This is a genomic window from Tahibacter caeni (genome assembly GCF_024609805.1).
Lineage (GTDB): Bacteria > Pseudomonadota > Gammaproteobacteria > Xanthomonadales > Rhodanobacteraceae > Tahibacter > Tahibacter caeni.
Window position 1 is genome coordinate 1 of the sequence record NZ_JANFVR010000033.1, and the last position, 17,288, is coordinate 17,288.

Sequence of the window (17,288 nt, forward strand, 5' to 3'; positions counted from 1 at the left end):
ACCATCGCCGATGCTGGAGCCAACTCGCCCACGACGTGCACCGGCACCAGCGCCTGCCGCCGCTTCGCTCGCGCCTCTCGCTGCAGCCGGCTGCTCCACTTCGCCAGTGCCGTCGCACTGAGTCCGTGTCGTCTGCCGTACTGCTCCTGCGTCAGGTCGCTCGCTCGCCAGGCTTCAACGTGATGCTGCCAGAACGGTTCGGACTTCTGCCTGCCCATACTGCGTGCCTCCGCGGAAACAGAGGCCAGCATTCGGGCTTCCGGAAAACGCCGAAAGATGGGCTCGCCGGACGCTTACGCTGCTGTAGGCAAGGAATCGGCCGTCCGCGGAAAACACCGAAGCCTCGTTGCGCGACTTGCCGTCGGTCAGCAGGCGCACGTCGCCGGTGGCACCGTCGAACCAGTACAGCTGCCAGAGCTCCGAACCGCCGGTATCTTTGCCGAACACGAAGCCGCTCCGCTGCGGATTGACGACGACTTGGCTGATGGGTTCCTCGTAGAAGGTCAGCTGCTCGCGCGCGCCGCCGGGCATGCGCACGCGATGGACCTGCTGCGTGTTGCCGAATCGTGTGCCGATCAGGATGGAGCGACCATCGGCCGACCAGTCGGCCAGCACGGCCTTGCGCGTGTTCTGATAGCGTTGGAGCTTCTCGGTCAGCTCCGCCGGCACCGATTCGGGAAGTCCTTCGCTGACGCGTTGGCCGACCATGACGCGCGAAACCGCATCGTCGGCTGAAAACGCCGCCGAAGTGACGAACACGAGAATCAGGCCAGCGAGCGATTTCATGATGGACTCCGCTGCGGAAAGCCTCACGCCAGCGGCGATTCGTCTCGCCGCAATGCGCCAGTGGTAACGGTCCGCCCGTCCGCGCCGGCCTAGCGGCGGCGCGCGGCGAGCAAGCCGCGCAGCTCGGCCTTTTCTTCGTCGTCGAGGCCGCTGTCGGCCTGCTTGGCGATCAGATCGTCGGTGCGCTGCTGCTTGGTCTGGGCGCTGAGCACCGTCAGCGCGTCGGCGAATTCACGTTGCAGGGTGCCGGCGTCGCCATGCAGGGCCAGCACGGCCAGCTTGCGCAGGGCCGCACCTTCTTCGCGTTGCTCGTACTGTTGCAGCAGGGCGGCTGTGTTGACTGCCGGCCGCGAGCGACAGATGTCGATCAGCTCGATCAGCAGTCCCACGCCGGGCCGGCGCAGCGCCGCGAACGCGTACGGCGGCGCATCCACTGACTCGATGAAGTTCGGGTTCTGCAGCAGCAGCGCGACCGCATAGCGCACGACGCTGCGCTGCGCGTCGACGCCACCGGACGAACGGGCCGTCGGCGCCGCGTCGGCGGATGGTCCGCTGGCGCCGCGCAGCTGTGCTACGCGCTCCTCAAGCATCTCCTCGACGCCTTCGCGCATCTGCGGCGACAGGCTGGCCGACAGCGACCAGCGGATCGCTGTCTTGTCGGTCAGCAGTTCGAGCATGCGGTCGCGGAACGATCCCTCGGGAATGCTCGCGATCAGCTCCTTGCAGCGCTCGGCCAGACGCGCGCGACCGTCGGCCGTGCGCAGGTCGGTACCGCTCTCCTGGTGCGCGAAGAAGAACTCGCTGAGCGGCGTGGCCGCGGTCAGGCGCTGTTCGAAGCCCGCGTTGCCCTCCTGGCGGATCAGGGTATCGGGGTCTTCGCCGTCGGGCAGGAACAGGAAATGCGCCTGGCGGCCTTCGCGCATGCGCGGCAGCACCGATTCGGCCGCGCGCCAGGCGGCCTGCCGGCCGGCGCGGTCGCCGTCGAAGCAGAAATACACATCAGCGCAATTACGAAAAAGAATTTCGGCATGCTCGCGCGTCGTCGCCGTGCCGAGGGTCGCGACGGCCTGAGGCAGTCCGTGCTGATGCAGCGCGATCACATCCATGTAGCCTTCGACGACGATGATCCGGCCCATCTTCTGCTGCGCCTGGCGCACCTGCCACAGCGCGAACAGCTCGCGGCCCTTGTGGAACAGCGGCGTCTCGGGCGAGTTCAGATACTTGGGGCCGTCGCTCTTGGCCAGCACGCGGCCGCCGAACGCGATGATGCGGCCGCGCCGGTCCTGGATCGGAAACATCACGCGGTCGCGGAAGCGGTCGTAGGGCATGCCGCCGCGCTCGCCGCGGGTCAGCATGCCGGCTTTCTCCAACAGGTTGATGCGCTGCGGACTGTTGCCCAACGCGCTGCGCAGCCCGTCGTAGGCGTCGGGCGCGTAGCCCAGGCCGAAGGCCGCGATCGTGGCCGCGTCGAGACCGCGGCCGTCGAAATAGGCCCGCGCCGTCGCGCTGTCGGCCAGGGCGTGCTGGAAGTACCGCGCGGACTGATCGAGCACGGTATACAGGTCCGCCGTGTCGCTCTGTTGCGGCGCCGCGGCGCGGCCGCCTTCATACGGCACCTTGAGGCCGACGCGTGCAGCCAGTTCCTCGATCGCGTCGGGAAACTCGAGGCGGTCGTAGTCCATCAGGAACTTGATCGCGCTGCCGTGCGCGCCGCAGCCGAAGCAGTGATAGAACTGCTTGTGCGGGCTCACCGTGAATGAAGGCGAGCGCTCGTCGTGGAAGGGACAGCGGGCGCTCCAGTCGCGGCCCGCTTTCTTCAGCGGAACGCGTTCCTGGATGACGTCGACGATATCGATGCGTGCGAGCAGATCGTCGATGAAGCTGTCGGGAATACGGCCGGCCATCGCGCTAGTGTGGCGATTCCGCAGTGGGTTGAATACGGGGCCGAAACGACGGCCGGCGCCGAGCGGGCGCCGGGCCATCGAAGGGCCGGAGCGTCCGGCGCGCCGGCCGACGAAGCTCAGCCGAGGCTGGCGAGCTTGGTCTTGACGCGTTCCGACAGCACGCCCATGTCGGCGCGGCCGGCGACCTTCGGGCGGACCAGGCCGATGACCTTGCCCATGTCCTTGGGGCCGGTGGCGCCGGCTTCGGCGACCGCCGCCGCGATGATCGCGTCGATTTCCGCATCGTCGAGCTGGGCCGGCAGATAGACCTGCAGTACGGTCATTTCGTAGCGCTCGACGGCAGCCAGGTCTTCGCGGCCGGCGGCTTCGTACTGGCTCAGCGAATCCTTGCGCTGCTTGAGCATCTTTTCGACGACGGCAAGGACCTGGGTGTCGTCGAGGACGATGCGCTCGTCGACTTCACGCTGCTTGATCGCCGCATTGATCAGGCGGATCACGCCAAGGCGATCCTTCTCGCCGCCCTTCATGGCGGCCTTCATGTCGTCGGTCAGTCGTTGTTTCAGGGACATGGCGATTCTCGGATGACGAAAAGCACAAAGCCGGCGCTACTTGCGTAGCACCGGCCGGCGGAGCAGCCCGCAGAACGGGGAGATCGGGGCAGGCGAGGCCCGCCCGGAAACTCAGTACAGACGCTGACGCTTGGTGACGTCGCGCGAGACGCGGCGCAGATGGCGCTTCACGGCCGCGGCGCGCTTGCGCTTGCGTTCCTGGGTCGGCTTTTCGTAGAACTCGCGCTTGCGCGTTTCGGCCAGGACGCCGGCCTTTTCGCAGGTGCGCTTGAAGCGACGCAGGGCAAATTCGAAGGGTTCGTTTTCGCGAACTTTGACGTTGGGCATGGTATCTCCGCTGTTACACTTGCGCCCCGTTCTTGGGCGAGCCGCGAAGTTTAGCGTGTCAGACCAGCCGATTGCAAAGCCTGTACTGGGCATCGAGTCTTCCTGCGACGAGACCGGCGTGGCGGTCTATGACCTGCAGCGCGGCCTGCTGGCCCACAGGCTCTACAGCCAGATCCGCCTGCACGCCGAATACGGCGGTGTCGTGCCCGAGCTCGCCAGTCGCGATCACGTGCGCAAGTTGTTGCCGCTGCTCAGGGAAACCCTCGACGCCGCGGGTCTCGGCGTGGCCGATCTCGGCGGCGTGGCCTATACCGCCGGTCCCGGGCTGATCGGTGCGCTGCTGGTCGGGGCCTCGGCCGCGCGGGCGCTGGCCTGGTCGCTGGACGTGCCGGCCATCGGCGTGCACCACATGGAAGGACATCTGCTGGCGCCGCTGCTCGAGGCCGAGGCGCCCGAGCCGCCGTTCGTCGCGCTGCTCGTGTCCGGCGGCCATTCCATGCTGATCGCGGTCGATGCGATCGGCGCGTACCGGCTGCTCGGCGACACGCTCGACGATGCCGCCGGCGAAGCCTTCGACAAGACCGCCAAGCTCATGGGGTTGCCGTACCCCGGCGGTCCGGAGCTGGCGCGGCTCGCCGAGACCGGCACCTCCGGCCGCTTCCGCTTCGCCCGGCCGATGACCGACCGGCCCGGCCTCGATTTCAGCTTCTCGGGTCTGAAGACCCAGGTCTTGCTGGCCTGGCAGAACAGCGACCGGAGCGACGCGACGCGCGCCGACATCGCGCGCGGCTTCGAGGAGGCCATGGTCGACACCCTGCGCATCAAGTGCCTGCGCGCGCTCGAGGCGACCGGCGCGCGTTCGCTGGTCATCGCCGGCGGCGTCGGCGCAAACAGGCGCCTGCGCGCACAGCTCGCCGAAGCCGCGCAGCGCCAGGGATTCCGCGTCTACTTTCCGCGACCGGAGTTCTGCACCGACAACGGCGCGATGATCGCGCTGGCCGGCGCGCTGCGCCTGCAGGCCGGCCAGCTCGAAGACAGCGGCATCCGCGTATTTCCGCGCTGGGACCTGGAGCAGCTGCGCCCGCTGCATCCGGCCGCCTGATACAACGAACGAAATCGGGACGTTCCATGGACATCGTTTTCATCGAAGACCTGCGCATCGAAACCGTCATCGGCATCTACGACTGGGAACGGCAGATCCGCCAGGTCGTCGCGCTGGATCTCGAGATGGCGTTCGACAACCGCAAGCCTGCGGCCAGCGACGAGATCGTCGACACCCTGGACTACAAGGCCGTATCCAAGCGCCTGATCGCCTTCGTCGAGGCCGCGCACTACGAGCTCGTCGAAACCCTGGCCGAGGAATGCGCGCGCATCGTTCGCGAGGAATTCGGCGTGGCCTGGCTGCGCCTGCGTCTGGCCAAGCCCGGCGCCGTGCGCGGTTCCAAGGCGGTCGGCGTGGTCATCGAACGCGGCAGCAAACCGGATTGACCGCATGGAGCGCGCCTATCTGAGCCTGGGCTCCAATCAGGAACCCGTCGCGAACCTGACCTCGGCACTGGCCGCGCTACGCGAGCGCTTCGGCCCCGTGCAGGTTTCCGCCGCGTATCGCTTCCCGGCCGTCGGCTTCGACGGCGCCGACTTCGTCAACCTCGCGGCGGTCATCGAGACCGACCTCGCGCCGGCGGCGCTCAACGACTGGCTGCACGCGCTCGAAGACCGTCACGGCCGGCGTCGCGACGTGCCGCGCTTTTCCGACCGCACATTGGACATCGACATCGTGCTCTACGGTGAGCGGGTACTCAGCGGCGGAGGCAACCTGCAGGTGCCGCGCGACGAACTGCGGCATGCCTTCGTGCTGCGGCCGCTTGCCGAGATCGCGCCCGATGCGCTGCAGCCGCTGGCCGGCCGCCGCCTGGGCGAGCTCTGGCGCGAACATCCCGACTACGGCCGCCGCTTCGACGTCGTCCCACTGGCCTGACGTTCTTCCCATGACGCTCGACCCGCGCCGTGCTAGCGTGCGCCCGGGCTGAAATTCCATGGGGAGGATGCGGTCATGATCGAGAAATTCCGTCAGAGCTGGGCGCTCATGAAGGCCAGCGCCGGCGTGCTCAGCGCCGACAAGGAGCTGCTGGTGTTTCCGGCGTTGTCGGCGCTGTGCTGCGTCATCGTCGCGGCGACCTTCTTCGTGCCGGCCGCGTTCGCCGGCCTGTTCGAGCATTTCTCGCGCGACCACATCGATCCGGTGCTCGCGCTGCTCGGCTTCCTGTTCTACCTCGTGCAGTACTTCGTGATCATCTTCTTCAACACCGCCCTGGTCGGCGCGGCGATGATCCGCCTGCGCGGCGGCGATCCGACGGTCGCCGACGGTTTCCGCATCGCCATGTCCAAGCTGCCGGCCATCCTCGGCTACGCGCTGATTTCGGCCACGGTCGGTCTGCTGCTGCGTGCGCTGCAGGAGCGCGCCGGCTTCATCGGCCGCTGGATCGCCGGCCTGATCGGCGCGGCCTGGACCATCGCGACGTTCCTCGTCGTGCCGGTGCTCGTCAGCAACGACATCGGCCCGGTCGACGCGGTCAAGCGCAGCGTCGAGCTGCTGAAGAAGACCTGGGGCGAGAACCTCGTCGGCAACGTCGGCATCGGCCTCGTGTTCGGCCTGCTCGCATTCGCGATCATCATCAGCGGTGCGATCCTCATCACCGCGGCCGCCTCGCTGCACTCGACGTCGCTGGTCATCACGGCCGTCGCACTCGTCGTCGCCGCGTTCATCGGCATGAGCCTGATCCAGGCCGCGCTGACCGGCATCTACGCCGCGGCGATCTACCGCTATGTCGAGGAAGGCGAGGTCGGCGCCGGCTTCGACCGCGCGCTCGTCGCGAACGCGTTCCGCGTGAAGGCCTGATTCCGCGCCGGCGGTTCCCGCAAAGCCCGGCCGTCCGGCCGGGCTTTTTCACGGGCGAGATTCAGATGTTCAGCGCGCGGCCGCCGTCGACATGGACGACTTCGCCCGTCACGTAAGGCGCCTGCAACAGCCACAGCGCGGCGTCGGCGACATCGTCGGGCGTGCCGCTGCGCGCGAGCGGAATGCGCGCGAGCAGGGCCTGCTGTTCCGCACCAGTCTTGCCGCTCTCGGGCCAGAGTATCGCGCCCGGCGCGATCGCGTTGACGCGCACCTGCGGCGCGAGATCCAGCGCGAGCGAGCGCGTCATCATCAGCAGCGCGGCCTTGGCCATGCAGTAGATCGGATGCCGCGCGAGCGGGCGTTCCGCATAGACGTCGACGAGGTTGACGATGCTGCCGCGCGCGGTGGCCAGCGCGGCGGCCGCGGCCTGGGCTAGGAAGAACGGCGCGCGCGCGTTGCTCGCGAACAGTTCGTCCCACTGCGCCGGCGTCGCGCTGCCGACGGGCGTGGGCTCGAACGACGAGGCGTTGTTGACGAGCGCATCGAGCCGGCCGAAACGTTCGAGCGCCGCGTCCACGAGATCCGGCAACATTTCCACATTGCCAAGATCCGCCTGCAGGATCAGCGTGCTCTGCGCGCGCTGCGTCTCCAGCTCCGCGGCGAGTCCGTCGAGTTCGCTGCGCGAGCGGCGGCAGTGCAACGCGAGGTCATAGCCGGCCGCATGCAGGCGGCGCGCGATCGTTGCGCCGACGCGCCGGGCCGCGCCGGTCACGAGCGCCACGGGTCGGGTATCGGTCATCGGCGGCACCTCGGCTATGCTTGCGGCTCCGCGATTGCCGCATACCCCAGCTGCGAAATCCAGCCTTGGCCATCGATCTGCCTGAACCCACGCCTGCCGAACGCGAGCATAGCGAGACCTTGGCGGCTTTCATCCGCAACGAGATCGCGGCGAGCGGTCCTCTGCCGTTCTCGCGCTTCATGGAGCTTGCGATGTACGCGCCGGGGCTGGGCTACTACAGCGCCGGCAAGACCAAGTTCGGCGCCGACGGCGATTTCGTCACCGCGCCCGAGCTCGGCAGCCTGTTCGCGCGCTGCGTCGCGCGCGCGGTCGCGCCGACCTTGCGCGAGCTCGGCCCCGACGCGCAGATGCTCGAGCTCGGCGGCGGCAGCGGTGCGTTCGCGGCGGACTGCCTGCGCGAGCTCGCTGCGCTCGATGCCTTGCCGTCGCGCTATCTGCTGCTCGAACCCAGCGCGGATCTGCGCCAGCGCCAGCGCGAGCGCCTGCAGGCGCAGCCGGCCGGGATCGCCGCGCGCGCGGTCTGGATAGACCGTCCGCCCGAGGACGACTGGCACGGCGTGCTGTTCGCCAACGAAGTGCTCGACGCGCTGCCGGCGACGCGCTTCAGCCTGCGCGACGGCGAAGTGTTCGAGGAGCACGTCGTCGATGCCGACGGCGGTTTCGCGAGCATCGACCTGCCGGCCGACGGCTTCACCGCGAACGCCGTGCGTCACGTCGAGCGCGATCTCGGCCACGGCCTCGCCGACGGCTATCGCTCCGAAGTGCTGCCGCAGCTGCCGTACTGGATACAGGCGGTCTGCGGCGGGCTGCAGCGCGGCATGGCGCTGTTCGTCGATTACGGCTACGCGCGGCGCGAGTATTACCGCGACGAGCGCCGCGACGGCACCTTGATCGCGATGTATCGGCATCGCGCGCATACGGACGTGCTCGCGCGCGTCGGCCTGCAGGACCTGACCGCGTTCGTCGATTTCAGCGCGCTGGCCGAAGCCGGCACCGGCGCGGGTTTCCGCATCGCGGGACTCGGCACGCAGGCCGATTTCCTGATCGCCAACGGTCTCGACGAGGTGTTTGCCGCGGCCCATGCGGCCGCGCCCGACGAAGCGGCGCGCTATCGCCTGGCCCAGGAAGTGAAGCGGCTGACCTTGCCGGCCGAGATGGGCGAGACGTTCAAGGTCATGGCGTTCGAGCGCTGATGCGCGGCACGGCGGCGGCCCTGCATTGCGTCGCGGCGGGCCCGTCGCCGGCGGTCGCCGTCGCGATCGCCCGCAAATCGCCCGCGGGTTGTCACGCGCAGGGCCCGGCGCGAGGCGACGCTGCGGGCTTTCCGTCGAACGAACCCTCACCATGATCTGGCATCCCCGTCCGCTGCGCTTTCTCGGATTCTGGCGCGGCATCGGCCGCGGCCTGCTGCTCGCGTCGCTGATAGTGGCGCTGCTGCCGGCACCGGCGGGCATGGGCCGCATCGCGTTCGGCGACAAGATCGCGCACCTGGCCGCGTTCGCGTTCCTGATGCTCTGGTACGCGCAGATCTACGCGCTGCCGAGCGAGCGCCTGCGCTGTGCGCTCGGCCTGATCGGCTTCGGCCTGGGTATCGAACTGCTGCAGAGCCTCGTGCCGTATCGCAGCGCCGATGTCTGGGATCTCGTCGCCGATGCGGCCGGCGTCGGGCTTGGCCTGTTGCTGGCGCGCACGCCGCTCGGCGGCCTGCTCAGCCGCTGCGAGCCTCGCCCGGCGGCCTGAGCGCCGCTACCGCCGCGACGCGTTCGCGGCGCACGGCTTCGCCGATGGCCGGACCCGTCAGGCCGCGCGCGACGAAGGGCTTCGCATCAATGGCCGCGGCGGCGGCATAGGCCGTGCGCAGCCAGTCGGCCTGCGCATACGGAACTTCGCTCAAGCCCAGCCGACCGCGCTTGTCGGCGCTGCAGACGAGCAGGAACTGCTCGATGCGCTCCTTCTTGCGGAAGCCGTCGAGCTGCTCGAACAGGTCGACGACCGTGGCCGGCCGCAGCTCGAACGCGCGATGCGCCTGCAGGTGCAGGCGGCAGCACAGCACGGCCAGCTCGGCATATTCGCCGGGCGGCTTGTACCGCGCGGTCAGCTCGCGGATCGGCGCGACGCCGCTGCTTTCGTGGCCGACATGGCGCGGCAGCTGGTCGGCCGGCGTCAGCGCCTTGCCGAGGTCGTGGACGAGCGCGCACCAGCCGATCAGCGCGTCGCCGGGCGCAAGCCGCGCCGCCATGTCGACGACCATTTCGGTGTGGATGCCGGTGTCGACTTCGGGATGGAATTCGGCGCGCTGCGGCACGCCGTACAGCGCATCGATCTGTGGAAACAGCCGCGCGAGCGCGCCGCAGTCGCGCAGCACGCGCAGGAAAGCCGAAGGCTGCGGTTCGGTCAATGCGCGGCGCAGCTCGGCCCAGACGCGCTCGGCGACGAGGTGGTCGACCTCGCCGTCGTCGACCATGGCGCGCAACAGCGCGGCGGTTTCCGGCGCCAGGGTGAAGCCGAGCGGCGCGTAGCGCGCGGCGAAGCGAGCCACGCGCAGCAGGCGCACGGGATCCTCGACGAACGCGTCGGAGACGTGGCGCAGCACGCGCCGCTGCAGATCCTGCGCGCCGCCGAACGGATCGACGAGGCGGCCGTCGGCGTCCTCGGCCATCGCATTGATCGTGAGGTCGCGGCGGCGCAGGTCGTCCTCGAGCGTGACGGCCGTACCGGTATCGAACGTGAAGCCCGCATAGCCGCGGCCGCTCTTGCGCTCGGTGCGCGCGAGCGCGTACTCCTCACCGCTGCTCGGATGCAGGAAAACCGGGAAATCCTTGCCGACCGGTTTGTAGCCGAGCGCGATCATCTGCTGCGGCGTCGCGCCGACGACGACATGGTCGTGGTCGCTCGCCGGACGGCCCAGCAGGCGGTCGCGCACGGCGCCGCCGACGAGGTAGATCTGCATGACGAGTTTCCCTGTCGATTCCGGGCCGATTCCGGTCGTCGAGCTTAGCAGCGCAGGCTCGCGCCGACGCAAGGCGTCGACGACGGAAAAATCCGCGTTGGCCGCTGCAATGGCCGGCCTTACACTCCGGTCGTATTCCTGCCACCACCGTCAGGATTCGCCATGAAGCCGTTCGCGTCCCTGCTGTTCGCCGTCGCCCTGACCGCCTGCGCGGCCGCGCCGCAAAAGCCTTCAGTGGAGAACGACACCCTGTATCGGCGCCTCGGTGGCGTCGCCGGCGTCGAGGCGGTCGTCGACGCGTCGCTGCGCCGCATCCACGGCGACCTGCGCATCAACATCTTCTTCGAGAACACCGATCTGGCGGACCTGCGCCGCCTGCTGATCGAGCAGATCTGCGCGGCGACCGGCGGCCCCTGCACCTATTCGGGCCGCAGCATGGAAGAAGCGCATTCGGGCATGAACCTGACCGACCGCGACTTCGACATCTTCGTCGAGGATCTCGTCGCGGCCATGACCGAGGTCAAGGTCAGCCCGGCACTGCAGCAGGAAGTACTCGGGCTGTTCGGGCCGATGCGGCCTCAGGTCGTCGGCCAGTAGGGCGAGTCAGCCTTCGGGCGCGGAGACGGCGGCGTTGGCCGTCGCCGCGGGTGCGGCGGTGTCGGTCTGCGCCGTCGTGTCGGCTGCGCTGGTCGGGCAAACCACAGGCTTGCGCGGCGTGTCGCCGCTCGGCGCGGCGTAGTCCTGGCCGTAGCGCGGCAGCCGCGCCGCGACCGCGAGTGCCTTGCCGTTCAAGCGCCAGTCGTAGATGACCGAGAACGCGAGCACGCGCGCGACGTATTCGCGGGTTTCCTTGTACGGAATGCTCGCGATGAAGAAGTCCGGCTCGAGCTGGCCGCGCTGGCCGAGCCAGCGTTCGACCGCGCCGGGGCCGGCGTTGTAGGCCGCGCTCGCGAGCCACGGTGCGCCGTTGTAGCGTCCGGCCATCTGCGACAGGTAGCGCGTGCCGAGCGCGATGTTGGTGTCGCCGTGATAGAGGTCTTCGGCGCGGCTGTAGGCGATGCCGGCGTTCTTCGCGACGCGCGCCGCGGTTCCCGGCAGCAGCTGCATCAGACCGTAGGCGTCGGCGCCGGAGCGCGCGTCCTCGACCCAGGCGCTTTCGGCACGGATGATCGCGTAGGTCCAGGCCGGATCCAGGCCGGTCTCGTGCGATGCGCGACGGATCTGCGGTTCGCGCGCGAGCGGGAAGCGCTGCTCGTAATAGCGCAGCTCCTCGCCCTTGCTCAGCGCGAACACGGCGCGGTCGTACCAGCCTTCGCGGTAGGCCAGGTCGGCGGCCAGCCGGCGCTGCGGCGGACTCAGGCGGCCCAGGGTGTAGTCCCATTCGCGGCGTGCCTCGCGGCCTTCGCCGAGCGCGCGCCATTCGAACGCGCGCGCCAGTCCGTAGTCGTCGAGCAGCTGCTGCTCGGCCGCGCGGTCCGATGCGAGGCTCGCGGCGCAGATCGCGTACGGCCGCTCGGTCCAGTCGGCGGCGAGGAATCCGTAGAAGTTCGCTTCGCCGGCGAGCTTGGCCAGCACCGCGTCGGCTTCGGCCTTGCGATCGAGCTTGGTGAGCACGCGCGCGCGCAGATAGCGCCACTCCTCGTCGGCCTTCTGCTTGTCGCTGAGCGCGTCGAGCGCCTGCAGCGCCGCCGTCCAGTCCGAAGCGGCGAGGGCGACGCGCGCGCGCCATTCGCGCGTCGCGTCGGTCTGCGCGGCGGCCGGTAGATCGGCCAGCCGCTTCAGCGCGTCGGCGTCGAACTCGGTCGCGCGGTATAGCGCGAACGCCGCGGCGATCTCGCCGCGCTCGGCCGCGCTCCAGCGAAAATGCCTGGTCAATGCGGCATAGTTCGCGTCGGCACCGGCGGAATCGCGGCGTGCCTGGCGGATCAGCGCGGCGGCGGCGGCGCGCCGGTGGCGTGCGTCGTCGGGCCAGGTCTTGGCCTGCTTCAGCGCGGCGGCCGGGTCGCGCAGCGCGGCGGCGAGATGATTCGCGGCCAGGCGCTCGGCGGCCGGCAGCCGCGGCGCGAGTGCGTCGACAATCGCCGCCTTGCCCGCGGCCATGCCGCGGTCGATGCGTTGCCAGAGCTTGGCCGCGTCGAGCAGCTTGTTCTGCGCGGCCCAGTCGAGCACCGCATCGCAGGCGCCCGGCAGCGGCTTGTCCTCGTTCCAGAGCGCTTCGAGATCTTCCTGCCAGTTCATCGTCCCGCCGCCGGCGAGGCGGGCGTTCAGCGCATGGCAGCGCAGCTCGCGGTCGCCGCCGTCGACGTAGACGGCGAGGAAATCGCTCCATTGCTTCTTGTCGGCGCGCTGCAGCAGCCAGGCCTTGCGCAGATCCATCGCCGGCAGCGCATCGGGCCACGCGGTGACGAAAGCCTTGAGATCGTCGGCCGGCAACCTGGCGAGATCGCGGCCGAGTTCGCGTGCCTGCAACGCCGGCAACAGCGGATAGTCGCTCAGCTGTGCGGCTTCGGCCTTCCAGTCGCGGCCGCGCTCGATCGCATCGAGCGCACGGCGGAAGGCCTGGCGTTCCTGACTGCGGTCGGCGCCGAGCGCGCAGACCGGCAGCAGCACGAGGAGACAGAGCAGCCGGCACGACCAAAGTCGGCGGCGAAAACGCGGAAACGGGCTTGCGCGAGACATGGGCGGATCTTAGTGTCCCGGCGCCCGAGTACCAACAGCCGTTGCAGCGATTTGCCGGGTTTTTTCGCGGTTTTTCCGTGAATGAACCGCTGAGCCGGCAGGATCGCGGCGCTGGGGTGTTTCGCGTCGCGCCGACCGTATGTTCGTGTCGCGGGCTCGGCGAGTCGCACAGACGGGTGCCGGGGCCTCGAAGCGGCGGACAGTCGTACCGTTTTCCACCCTGCCGCAGTGCGCGTCGCCGCGCCGGCCAAGGATTCGCATGATTCTCGACATTGTCCTGTACTCCGCCATCGGCGCTGCCGCCGGCCTGCTCGCCGGCCTGCTCGGCGTCGGCGGCGGGCTCATCATCGTCGCCGCGCTGGCCTGGCTGCTGCCGCTGCGTGGTTTTCCGCCGGACCACGTCATGCACGTCGCGCTCGCGACGTCGCTGGCCAGCATCATCCTGACCTCGGTCTCCTCGACGCGCGCGCACTGGAAGCGCGGCAGCGTGCTCTGGCCCAGCGTGCGCGCGCTCGCGCCCGGTCTCGTGCTCGGCGGGCTCGGCGGCGCACAGCTCGCCAGCCATCTGCCGAGCAGCGCGCTGCGCGGCTTCGTCGCCGTGTACTGCCTGGTCGCTGCGGCGCAACTGCGCTACGGCCAGGTCCGGCAGGGCCGCGCCGAGACCGATGCGCCGCCGCGCGGACTGCTGCTGTTCGGCGCCGGCATCGCGATCGGCGTCCTCGCCGCGCTCGTCGGCATCGGCGGCGGCAGCATGACCGTTCCGCTGCTGGTCTGGCTCGGCGTCGCGCCGGTGCGCGCCGTCGGAACCTCGGCGGCCTGCGGCTTTGCGATCGCCGTGGCCAGTGCGTTGGGCTTCGTCTACGGCGGCCATGCCGTCGCGGCCGACCTGCCGCCGGGCAGCCTCGGCTTCGTCTACCTGCCGGCCGTCGCCGGCATCGCGTTCGCGTCGATCCTGATTGCGCCGCAGGGTGTGCGCCTGGCTCACGCGCTGTCGGGCACCGCGCTCAAGCAGGTGTTCGCCGCCTTCCTGGTCCTCATGGGGCTGGTCGTCGCCTTCAGCGGCTGACGCCGCCGTTGCCGCGGCCGGCCCGCCGGCGGAGCGGCGTATCCGGCCGCATGGCGGTGCCGTGCCCGCTGGCCGGCCGCTCTAGTCAAGTCCGGACAAAGTGTTTTACATTCCCTTAACGCCTCGCGCGGAAAACCGCTAAACGGGGCGTTAGGAGCTGCAGGCTTCAGTCGGCGCAGTCCGGGGGGACCGTGCCGACCAGGCAAATCCGGATGGCACAGTCACGGCAGGCGCGTCGGCGCTGCGGGGCCGGGCTGCGCTCGCCGGTAAATCCAATAACTCGGTTTTCGGGTCACCTAACGGGAGTTACCGATGAAAGTGCTGCACCGTCACAAGCTCGCCCTGAGCATCCATGCCCTCACCGTGGCCCTGCTGGCCGGCGCGGCCCACCCGGTGCTCGCGCAAGGCGACCGCTCCGGCGACGACACCACCAAGCTCGAAGCCGTCGAAGTCACGGGTTCGCGCATCAAGAAGGCCGAGCTCGAAGGCCAGACGCCCGTGGTCACGATCACGGCGCGCGACATCGAAGCGACCGGCCTTGGCTCCATCGGCGACGTGATCCAGCGCCTCTCGGTCAGCGGTTCCTCGCTCAACACCAAGTTCAACTCGGCCGGCAACTTCGGCTTCCCGGCCGACGGCGGCGGCGTAGGCTCCGGTTCGACGACGATCTCCCTGCGCAACATCGGCGCCAAGCGCACCCTCGTCCTCGTCGACGGCCTGCGCTGGGTCAACGAATCCTCGGGCTCGGGCGTGTCGGCCGCGGTCGATCTCAACACCATCCCGGCCAGCGCGGTCGAGCGCATCGAGATCCTGACCGATGGCGCGTCGTCGCTGTACGGCTCGGACGCGATCTCCGGCGTCATCAACATCATCACCAAGCGCAAGTCCGAAGGTCTCGGCGCCAACATTTCCTACGGCGACTATTCCAAGGACGGCGGCGAAACGACCTCGGGCAACCTGTCGCTCGGCGGCAGCACCGACCGTCTCGAATTCTTCCTCGACATCAGCCACTACGAGCAGAAGTCGATCAGCTCGTCGGTGTGGGACCAGTCCTCGTTCCCGACGCCGGGCGCCGGCCTGTTCGGCGGCAGCTCCTACATTCCGTACACGCGCACGATCTTCTCGGCGCCGAACGGCGAGACCTACGGCGGCCTCTGCCCCGGCGGCACCTGCAACATCACCGCAAACGGCACGACCACCGGCGTGCAGCCGTTCCCGGACGGCTTCCACCGCTTCACGAACGCCGACCGCTTCAATTTCGCGCCATACAACCTGCTGCTGACGCCGAGCAATCGTGACGGCCTGTTCGGTCAGGCGCGTTACAAGATCGCCGACAACGTCAGCTTCTACATCAAGGGCAGCTACACCCAGCGCGAATCGGTCAACCAGGCCGCGCCGGAACCGATCGGCCTGGGCTCGGCGCTCAACACCAGCGACCTCGGCCTGATCACCGGCGTCGACGCGACCAATCCGTACAACCCGTTCGGTTTCACCCTGGATCCGGGCAGCAACCTGATCGGCCTCGGCCGCCGCCCGGTCGAAGGCGGTCCGCGCATCTTCAAGCAGGAGGTCGACACGCGCTACTTCGCGACGGGCCTGGAAGGCAGCTTCGGCGCCGGCGACCGCGACTTCTACTGGGACGTCAACTACGTCAACAGCGACAACAAGGCCACCCAGACGGTACACGGCACCTACAACATCGCGCACATCGCCCGCGCGCTGGGTCCGGTCGCCGACTGCACCGGCTCCTGCGTGCCGCTGAACATCTTCGGCGGTCCGGGCTCGATCACCCAGTCCATGCTCGATTACATCAGCTTCATCGAGCAGGACCGCAGCCAGAACTCGCTGGAGCTGTGGTCGGCCAACCTGTCGGGCGATCTGTTCGAACTGCCGGCCGGCTCGCTCGCGTTCGCCGCGGGCTACGAACACCGCAAGCAGGAAGGCTTCTACACGCCGGACGCGATCGTCGTGGCCGGCGAAGGCAACGGCGTGCCGTCGCTGCCGACCGCGGGCGAATACAAGGTCAACGAGTACTACCTCGAGCTCAATGCGCCGCTGCTCAAGGACGTCGCCGGCGCCAAGAGCCTCGACCTGTCGCTGGCCTCGCGCTACTCCGACTACTCCACGTTCGGCGGCACGACCAACAACAAGATCGGCCTGCGCTGGCAGCCGACCGAGGACCTGACCCTGCGCGGCACCTGGGCCGAAGGTTTCCGCGCGCCGTCGATCGGCGAACTTTACGGCTCGCCGGCGCGCTTCGACGCGACGATTTCCGATCCCTGCAACGGCGCTACCGGCCAGGCCGCGACAAACTGCATCGCGCAGGGCGTGCCGAATCCGGCGACGTTCGAACAGGCCAACACGCAGATCTCCACGCGTACGGGCGGCAACCTCGCGTTGACGCCGGAAACGTCGAAGTCGATCACCGCCGGCGTGGTCTACAGCCCGAGCTGGGCCGAGAACACGAGCTGGGCGCAGAAGCTCGACTTCGATCTGACCTTCTGGAAGATCAAGCTCGAAGACGCGATCCAGGCGCCGGATGCGCAGACCCAGCTCGACCGCTGCGTCGCGACGAATTCGCCGGCCTTCTGCACCGGCATCGTGCGCGGCACCTCGGGCGACATCATCAGCTTCAACAACACGCTGACCAACCTCGGCACCATCGACACGCGCGGCTACGACATCGGCGTGAACTGGACCAGCCCGGATTGGGGCTGGGGCACGCTCGGCGCGTCGCTGTCGACGACCTACGTCGACAAGTACACCGCGATCTCCAACGACACCGGCCTGGCCGAACCGCTGACCGTGGGCATCGAAACCGCCGACCGCGCGATCAACAAGTGGCGCACGACGGCCAGCCTGAGCTGGGCTTCGGAGTCCTGGAGCGCCCGCTGGACCGCACGCTACCTGTCGAGCCTGACCGAGCAGTGCAACCCGGACCTGACCGAAGTCGGCGCGGTCTGCAGCAACCCGAACGCGGACCTCAGCGGCGGCACGAACCACCTCGGCGCGACCACGTTCCACGACCTGCGCGTGAACTGGAAGCTGCCGGTGAGCTTCGACTTCACCCTGTCGGCCGGCGTCAACAACCTGTTCGCGAAGGATCCGCCGATCTGCGTGTCCTGCTCGCTCAACGGCTACGACGCGGGCACTTACGACCTGCCGGGCCGCTACAGCTACGTCCAGGCCGGCGTGAAGTTCTAAGCCCGCCGCCCGCCGTACAGAGGGGGAATCGCCGGGCCGCGCAAGCGGCCCGGTTTTTTTGCGCCGCAGCGAGCGGTGCCCTGAGGCGGCCTGCAGCCGATGCCG

17 protein-coding genes are annotated in these 17,288 nt (G+C 69.0%); 9 read left to right on the forward strand and 8 right to left on the reverse strand.

What is annotated here, in order from left to right:
• The 5 genes from tnpA to rpsU form a co-directional block, all read right to left on the reverse strand.
• Positions 1-218: IS66 family insertion sequence element accessory protein TnpA (gene tnpA / locus NON22_RS05060; RefSeq protein WP_257385840.1), on the reverse strand; the 218-nt coding region annotated here is incomplete at its 3' end.
• A complete protein-coding gene (locus tag NON22_RS05065) occupies positions 175-786 on the reverse strand; it encodes a TolB family protein (protein WP_257385841.1) in 612 nt (203 codons plus the stop codon). The genes tnpA and NON22_RS05065, both read right to left, overlap by 44 nt.
• Positions 787-875: 89 nt before the next feature.
• Positions 876-2,690, reverse strand: coding sequence for a DNA primase (gene dnaG / locus NON22_RS05070; RefSeq protein WP_257385842.1), 1,815 nt, complete (start codon positions 2,688-2,690; stop codon positions 876-878).
• 116 nt (positions 2,691-2,806) lie between these two features.
• Positions 2,807-3,259 (reverse strand): GatB/YqeY domain-containing protein, encoded by a 453-nt coding sequence (locus tag NON22_RS05075; protein WP_257385843.1) that lies wholly within the window; start codon positions 3,257-3,259, stop codon positions 2,807-2,809.
• 111 nt (positions 3,260-3,370) lie between these two features.
• Entirely contained in the window at positions 3,371-3,586 is a 216-nt protein-coding gene (rpsU, locus tag NON22_RS05080; protein WP_133821548.1) for a 30S ribosomal protein S21, read from the reverse strand.
• A 118-nt stretch (positions 3,587-3,704) separates the two neighbouring features.
• Here rpsU and tsaD point away from each other — a divergent pair, with 118 nt between their 5' ends.
• The 4 genes from tsaD (at position 3,705) to NON22_RS05100 (ending at position 6,485) form a co-directional block, all read left to right on the forward strand.
• Entirely contained in the window at positions 3,705-4,688 is a 984-nt protein-coding gene (gene tsaD / locus NON22_RS05085) for a tRNA (adenosine(37)-N6)-threonylcarbamoyltransferase complex transferase subunit TsaD (RefSeq protein ID WP_257385844.1), read from the forward strand.
• A gap of 26 nt (positions 4,689-4,714) precedes the next feature.
• Entirely contained in the window at positions 4,715-5,074 is a 360-nt protein-coding gene (folB, locus tag NON22_RS05090) for a dihydroneopterin aldolase (protein ID WP_257385845.1), read from the forward strand.
• Positions 5,075-5,078: 4 nt separating this feature from the next.
• The gene (gene folK / locus NON22_RS05095; RefSeq protein WP_257385846.1) at positions 5,079-5,564 is read left to right on the forward strand and encodes a 2-amino-4-hydroxy-6-hydroxymethyldihydropteridine diphosphokinase; all 486 of its coding nucleotides are present in this window, start codon (positions 5,079-5,081) and stop codon (positions 5,562-5,564) included.
• Between the two features lie 75 nt (positions 5,565-5,639).
• Positions 5,640-6,485: a DUF6159 family protein gene (locus tag NON22_RS05100; protein ID WP_257385847.1), complete on the forward strand. Its 846-nt coding sequence runs from the start codon at positions 5,640-5,642 to the stop codon at positions 6,483-6,485.
• 61 nt (positions 6,486-6,546) lie between these two features.
• On the opposite strand, the gene NON22_RS05105 is transcribed toward NON22_RS05100, so the two are convergent.
• Positions 6,547-7,284 carry a pteridine reductase gene (locus tag NON22_RS05105; protein WP_257385848.1) on the reverse strand — a complete coding sequence of 246 codons (738 nt, stop codon included), beginning with the start codon at positions 7,282-7,284 and terminating at the stop codon, positions 6,547-6,549.
• Positions 7,285-7,349: 65 nt separating this feature from the next.
• On the opposite strand from NON22_RS05105, the gene NON22_RS05110 reads away from it, so the two are divergent.
• Together NON22_RS05110 and NON22_RS05115 are read left to right on the forward strand one after the other, a co-directional pair.
• Positions 7,350-8,477 carry a class I SAM-dependent methyltransferase gene (locus NON22_RS05110; RefSeq protein WP_257385849.1) on the forward strand — a complete coding sequence of 376 codons (1,128 nt, stop codon included), beginning with the start codon at positions 7,350-7,352 and terminating at the stop codon, positions 8,475-8,477.
• Between the two features lie 151 nt (positions 8,478-8,628).
• Positions 8,629-9,024 carry a VanZ family protein gene (locus tag NON22_RS05115; protein ID WP_257385850.1) on the forward strand — a complete coding sequence of 132 codons (396 nt, stop codon included), beginning with the start codon at positions 8,629-8,631 and terminating at the stop codon, positions 9,022-9,024.
• Here NON22_RS05115 and NON22_RS05120 read toward each other — a convergent pair.
• On the reverse strand, positions 8,993-10,234 hold the full coding sequence (locus NON22_RS05120) for a multifunctional CCA addition/repair protein (protein WP_257385851.1): 1,242 nt from the start codon (positions 10,232-10,234) through the stop codon (positions 8,993-8,995). The two genes, NON22_RS05115 and NON22_RS05120, sit on opposite strands and share 32 nt — an antisense overlap.
• A 162-nt stretch (positions 10,235-10,396) precedes the next feature.
• Between NON22_RS05120 and NON22_RS05125 the strand changes: the two genes are divergently transcribed.
• Complete coding sequence (locus NON22_RS05125) at positions 10,397-10,831, forward strand: group I truncated hemoglobin (RefSeq protein ID WP_257385852.1); 435 nt, start codon at positions 10,397-10,399, stop codon at positions 10,829-10,831.
• 6 nt (positions 10,832-10,837) lie between these two features.
• Here NON22_RS05125 and NON22_RS05130 read toward each other — a convergent pair whose 3' ends face one another.
• Positions 10,838-12,913 (reverse strand): transglycosylase SLT domain-containing protein, encoded by a 2,076-nt coding sequence (locus NON22_RS05130; RefSeq protein ID WP_257385853.1) that lies wholly within the window; start codon positions 12,911-12,913, stop codon positions 10,838-10,840.
• A gap of 259 nt (positions 12,914-13,172) precedes the next feature.
• On the opposite strand from NON22_RS05130, the gene NON22_RS05135 reads away from it, so the two are divergent.
• On the forward strand, positions 13,173-13,979 hold the full coding sequence (locus tag NON22_RS05135) for a sulfite exporter TauE/SafE family protein (RefSeq protein ID WP_257385854.1): 807 nt from the start codon (positions 13,173-13,175) through the stop codon (positions 13,977-13,979).
• A 312-nt stretch (positions 13,980-14,291) separates the two neighbouring features.
• Entirely contained in the window at positions 14,292-17,183 is a 2,892-nt protein-coding gene (locus tag NON22_RS05140) for a TonB-dependent receptor domain-containing protein (RefSeq protein ID WP_257385855.1), read from the forward strand.
• Positions 17,184-17,288: the final 105 nt, after the last annotated feature.

Excerpts from the sequence above, each read along its gene's own strand:
- NON22_RS05065 (WP_257385841.1), bottom strand. The coding sequence starts at position 786 with ATGAAATCGCTCGCTGGCCTGATTCTCGTGTTCGTCACTTCGGCGGCG.
- dnaG (WP_257385842.1), bottom strand. The coding sequence starts at position 2,690 with ATGGCCGGCCGTATTCCCGACAGCTTCATCGACGATCTGCTCGCACGC.
- NON22_RS05075 (WP_257385843.1), bottom strand. The coding sequence starts at position 3,259 with ATGTCCCTGAAACAACGACTGACCGACGACATGAAGGCCGCCATGAAG.
- rpsU (WP_133821548.1), bottom strand. The coding sequence starts at position 3,586 with ATGCCCAACGTCAAAGTTCGCGAAAACGAACCCTTCGAATTTGCCCTG.
- folB (WP_257385845.1), top strand. The coding sequence starts at position 4,715 with ATGGACATCGTTTTCATCGAAGACCTGCGCATCGAAACCGTCATCGGC.
- folK (WP_257385846.1), top strand. The coding sequence starts at position 5,079 with ATGGAGCGCGCCTATCTGAGCCTGGGCTCCAATCAGGAACCCGTCGCG.
- NON22_RS05100 (WP_257385847.1), top strand. The coding sequence starts at position 5,640 with ATGATCGAGAAATTCCGTCAGAGCTGGGCGCTCATGAAGGCCAGCGCC.
- NON22_RS05105 (WP_257385848.1), bottom strand. The coding sequence starts at position 7,284 with ATGACCGATACCCGACCCGTGGCGCTCGTGACCGGCGCGGCCCGGCGC.
- NON22_RS05115 (WP_257385850.1), top strand. The coding sequence starts at position 8,629 with ATGATCTGGCATCCCCGTCCGCTGCGCTTTCTCGGATTCTGGCGCGGC.
- NON22_RS05120 (WP_257385851.1), bottom strand. The coding sequence starts at position 10,234 with ATGCAGATCTACCTCGTCGGCGGCGCCGTGCGCGACCGCCTGCTGGGC.
- NON22_RS05125 (WP_257385852.1), top strand. The coding sequence starts at position 10,397 with ATGAAGCCGTTCGCGTCCCTGCTGTTCGCCGTCGCCCTGACCGCCTGC.
- NON22_RS05130 (WP_257385853.1), bottom strand. The coding sequence starts at position 12,913 with ATGTCTCGCGCAAGCCCGTTTCCGCGTTTTCGCCGCCGACTTTGGTCG.
- NON22_RS05135 (WP_257385854.1), top strand. The coding sequence starts at position 13,173 with ATGATTCTCGACATTGTCCTGTACTCCGCCATCGGCGCTGCCGCCGGC.
- NON22_RS05140 (WP_257385855.1), top strand. The coding sequence starts at position 14,292 with ATGAAAGTGCTGCACCGTCACAAGCTCGCCCTGAGCATCCATGCCCTC.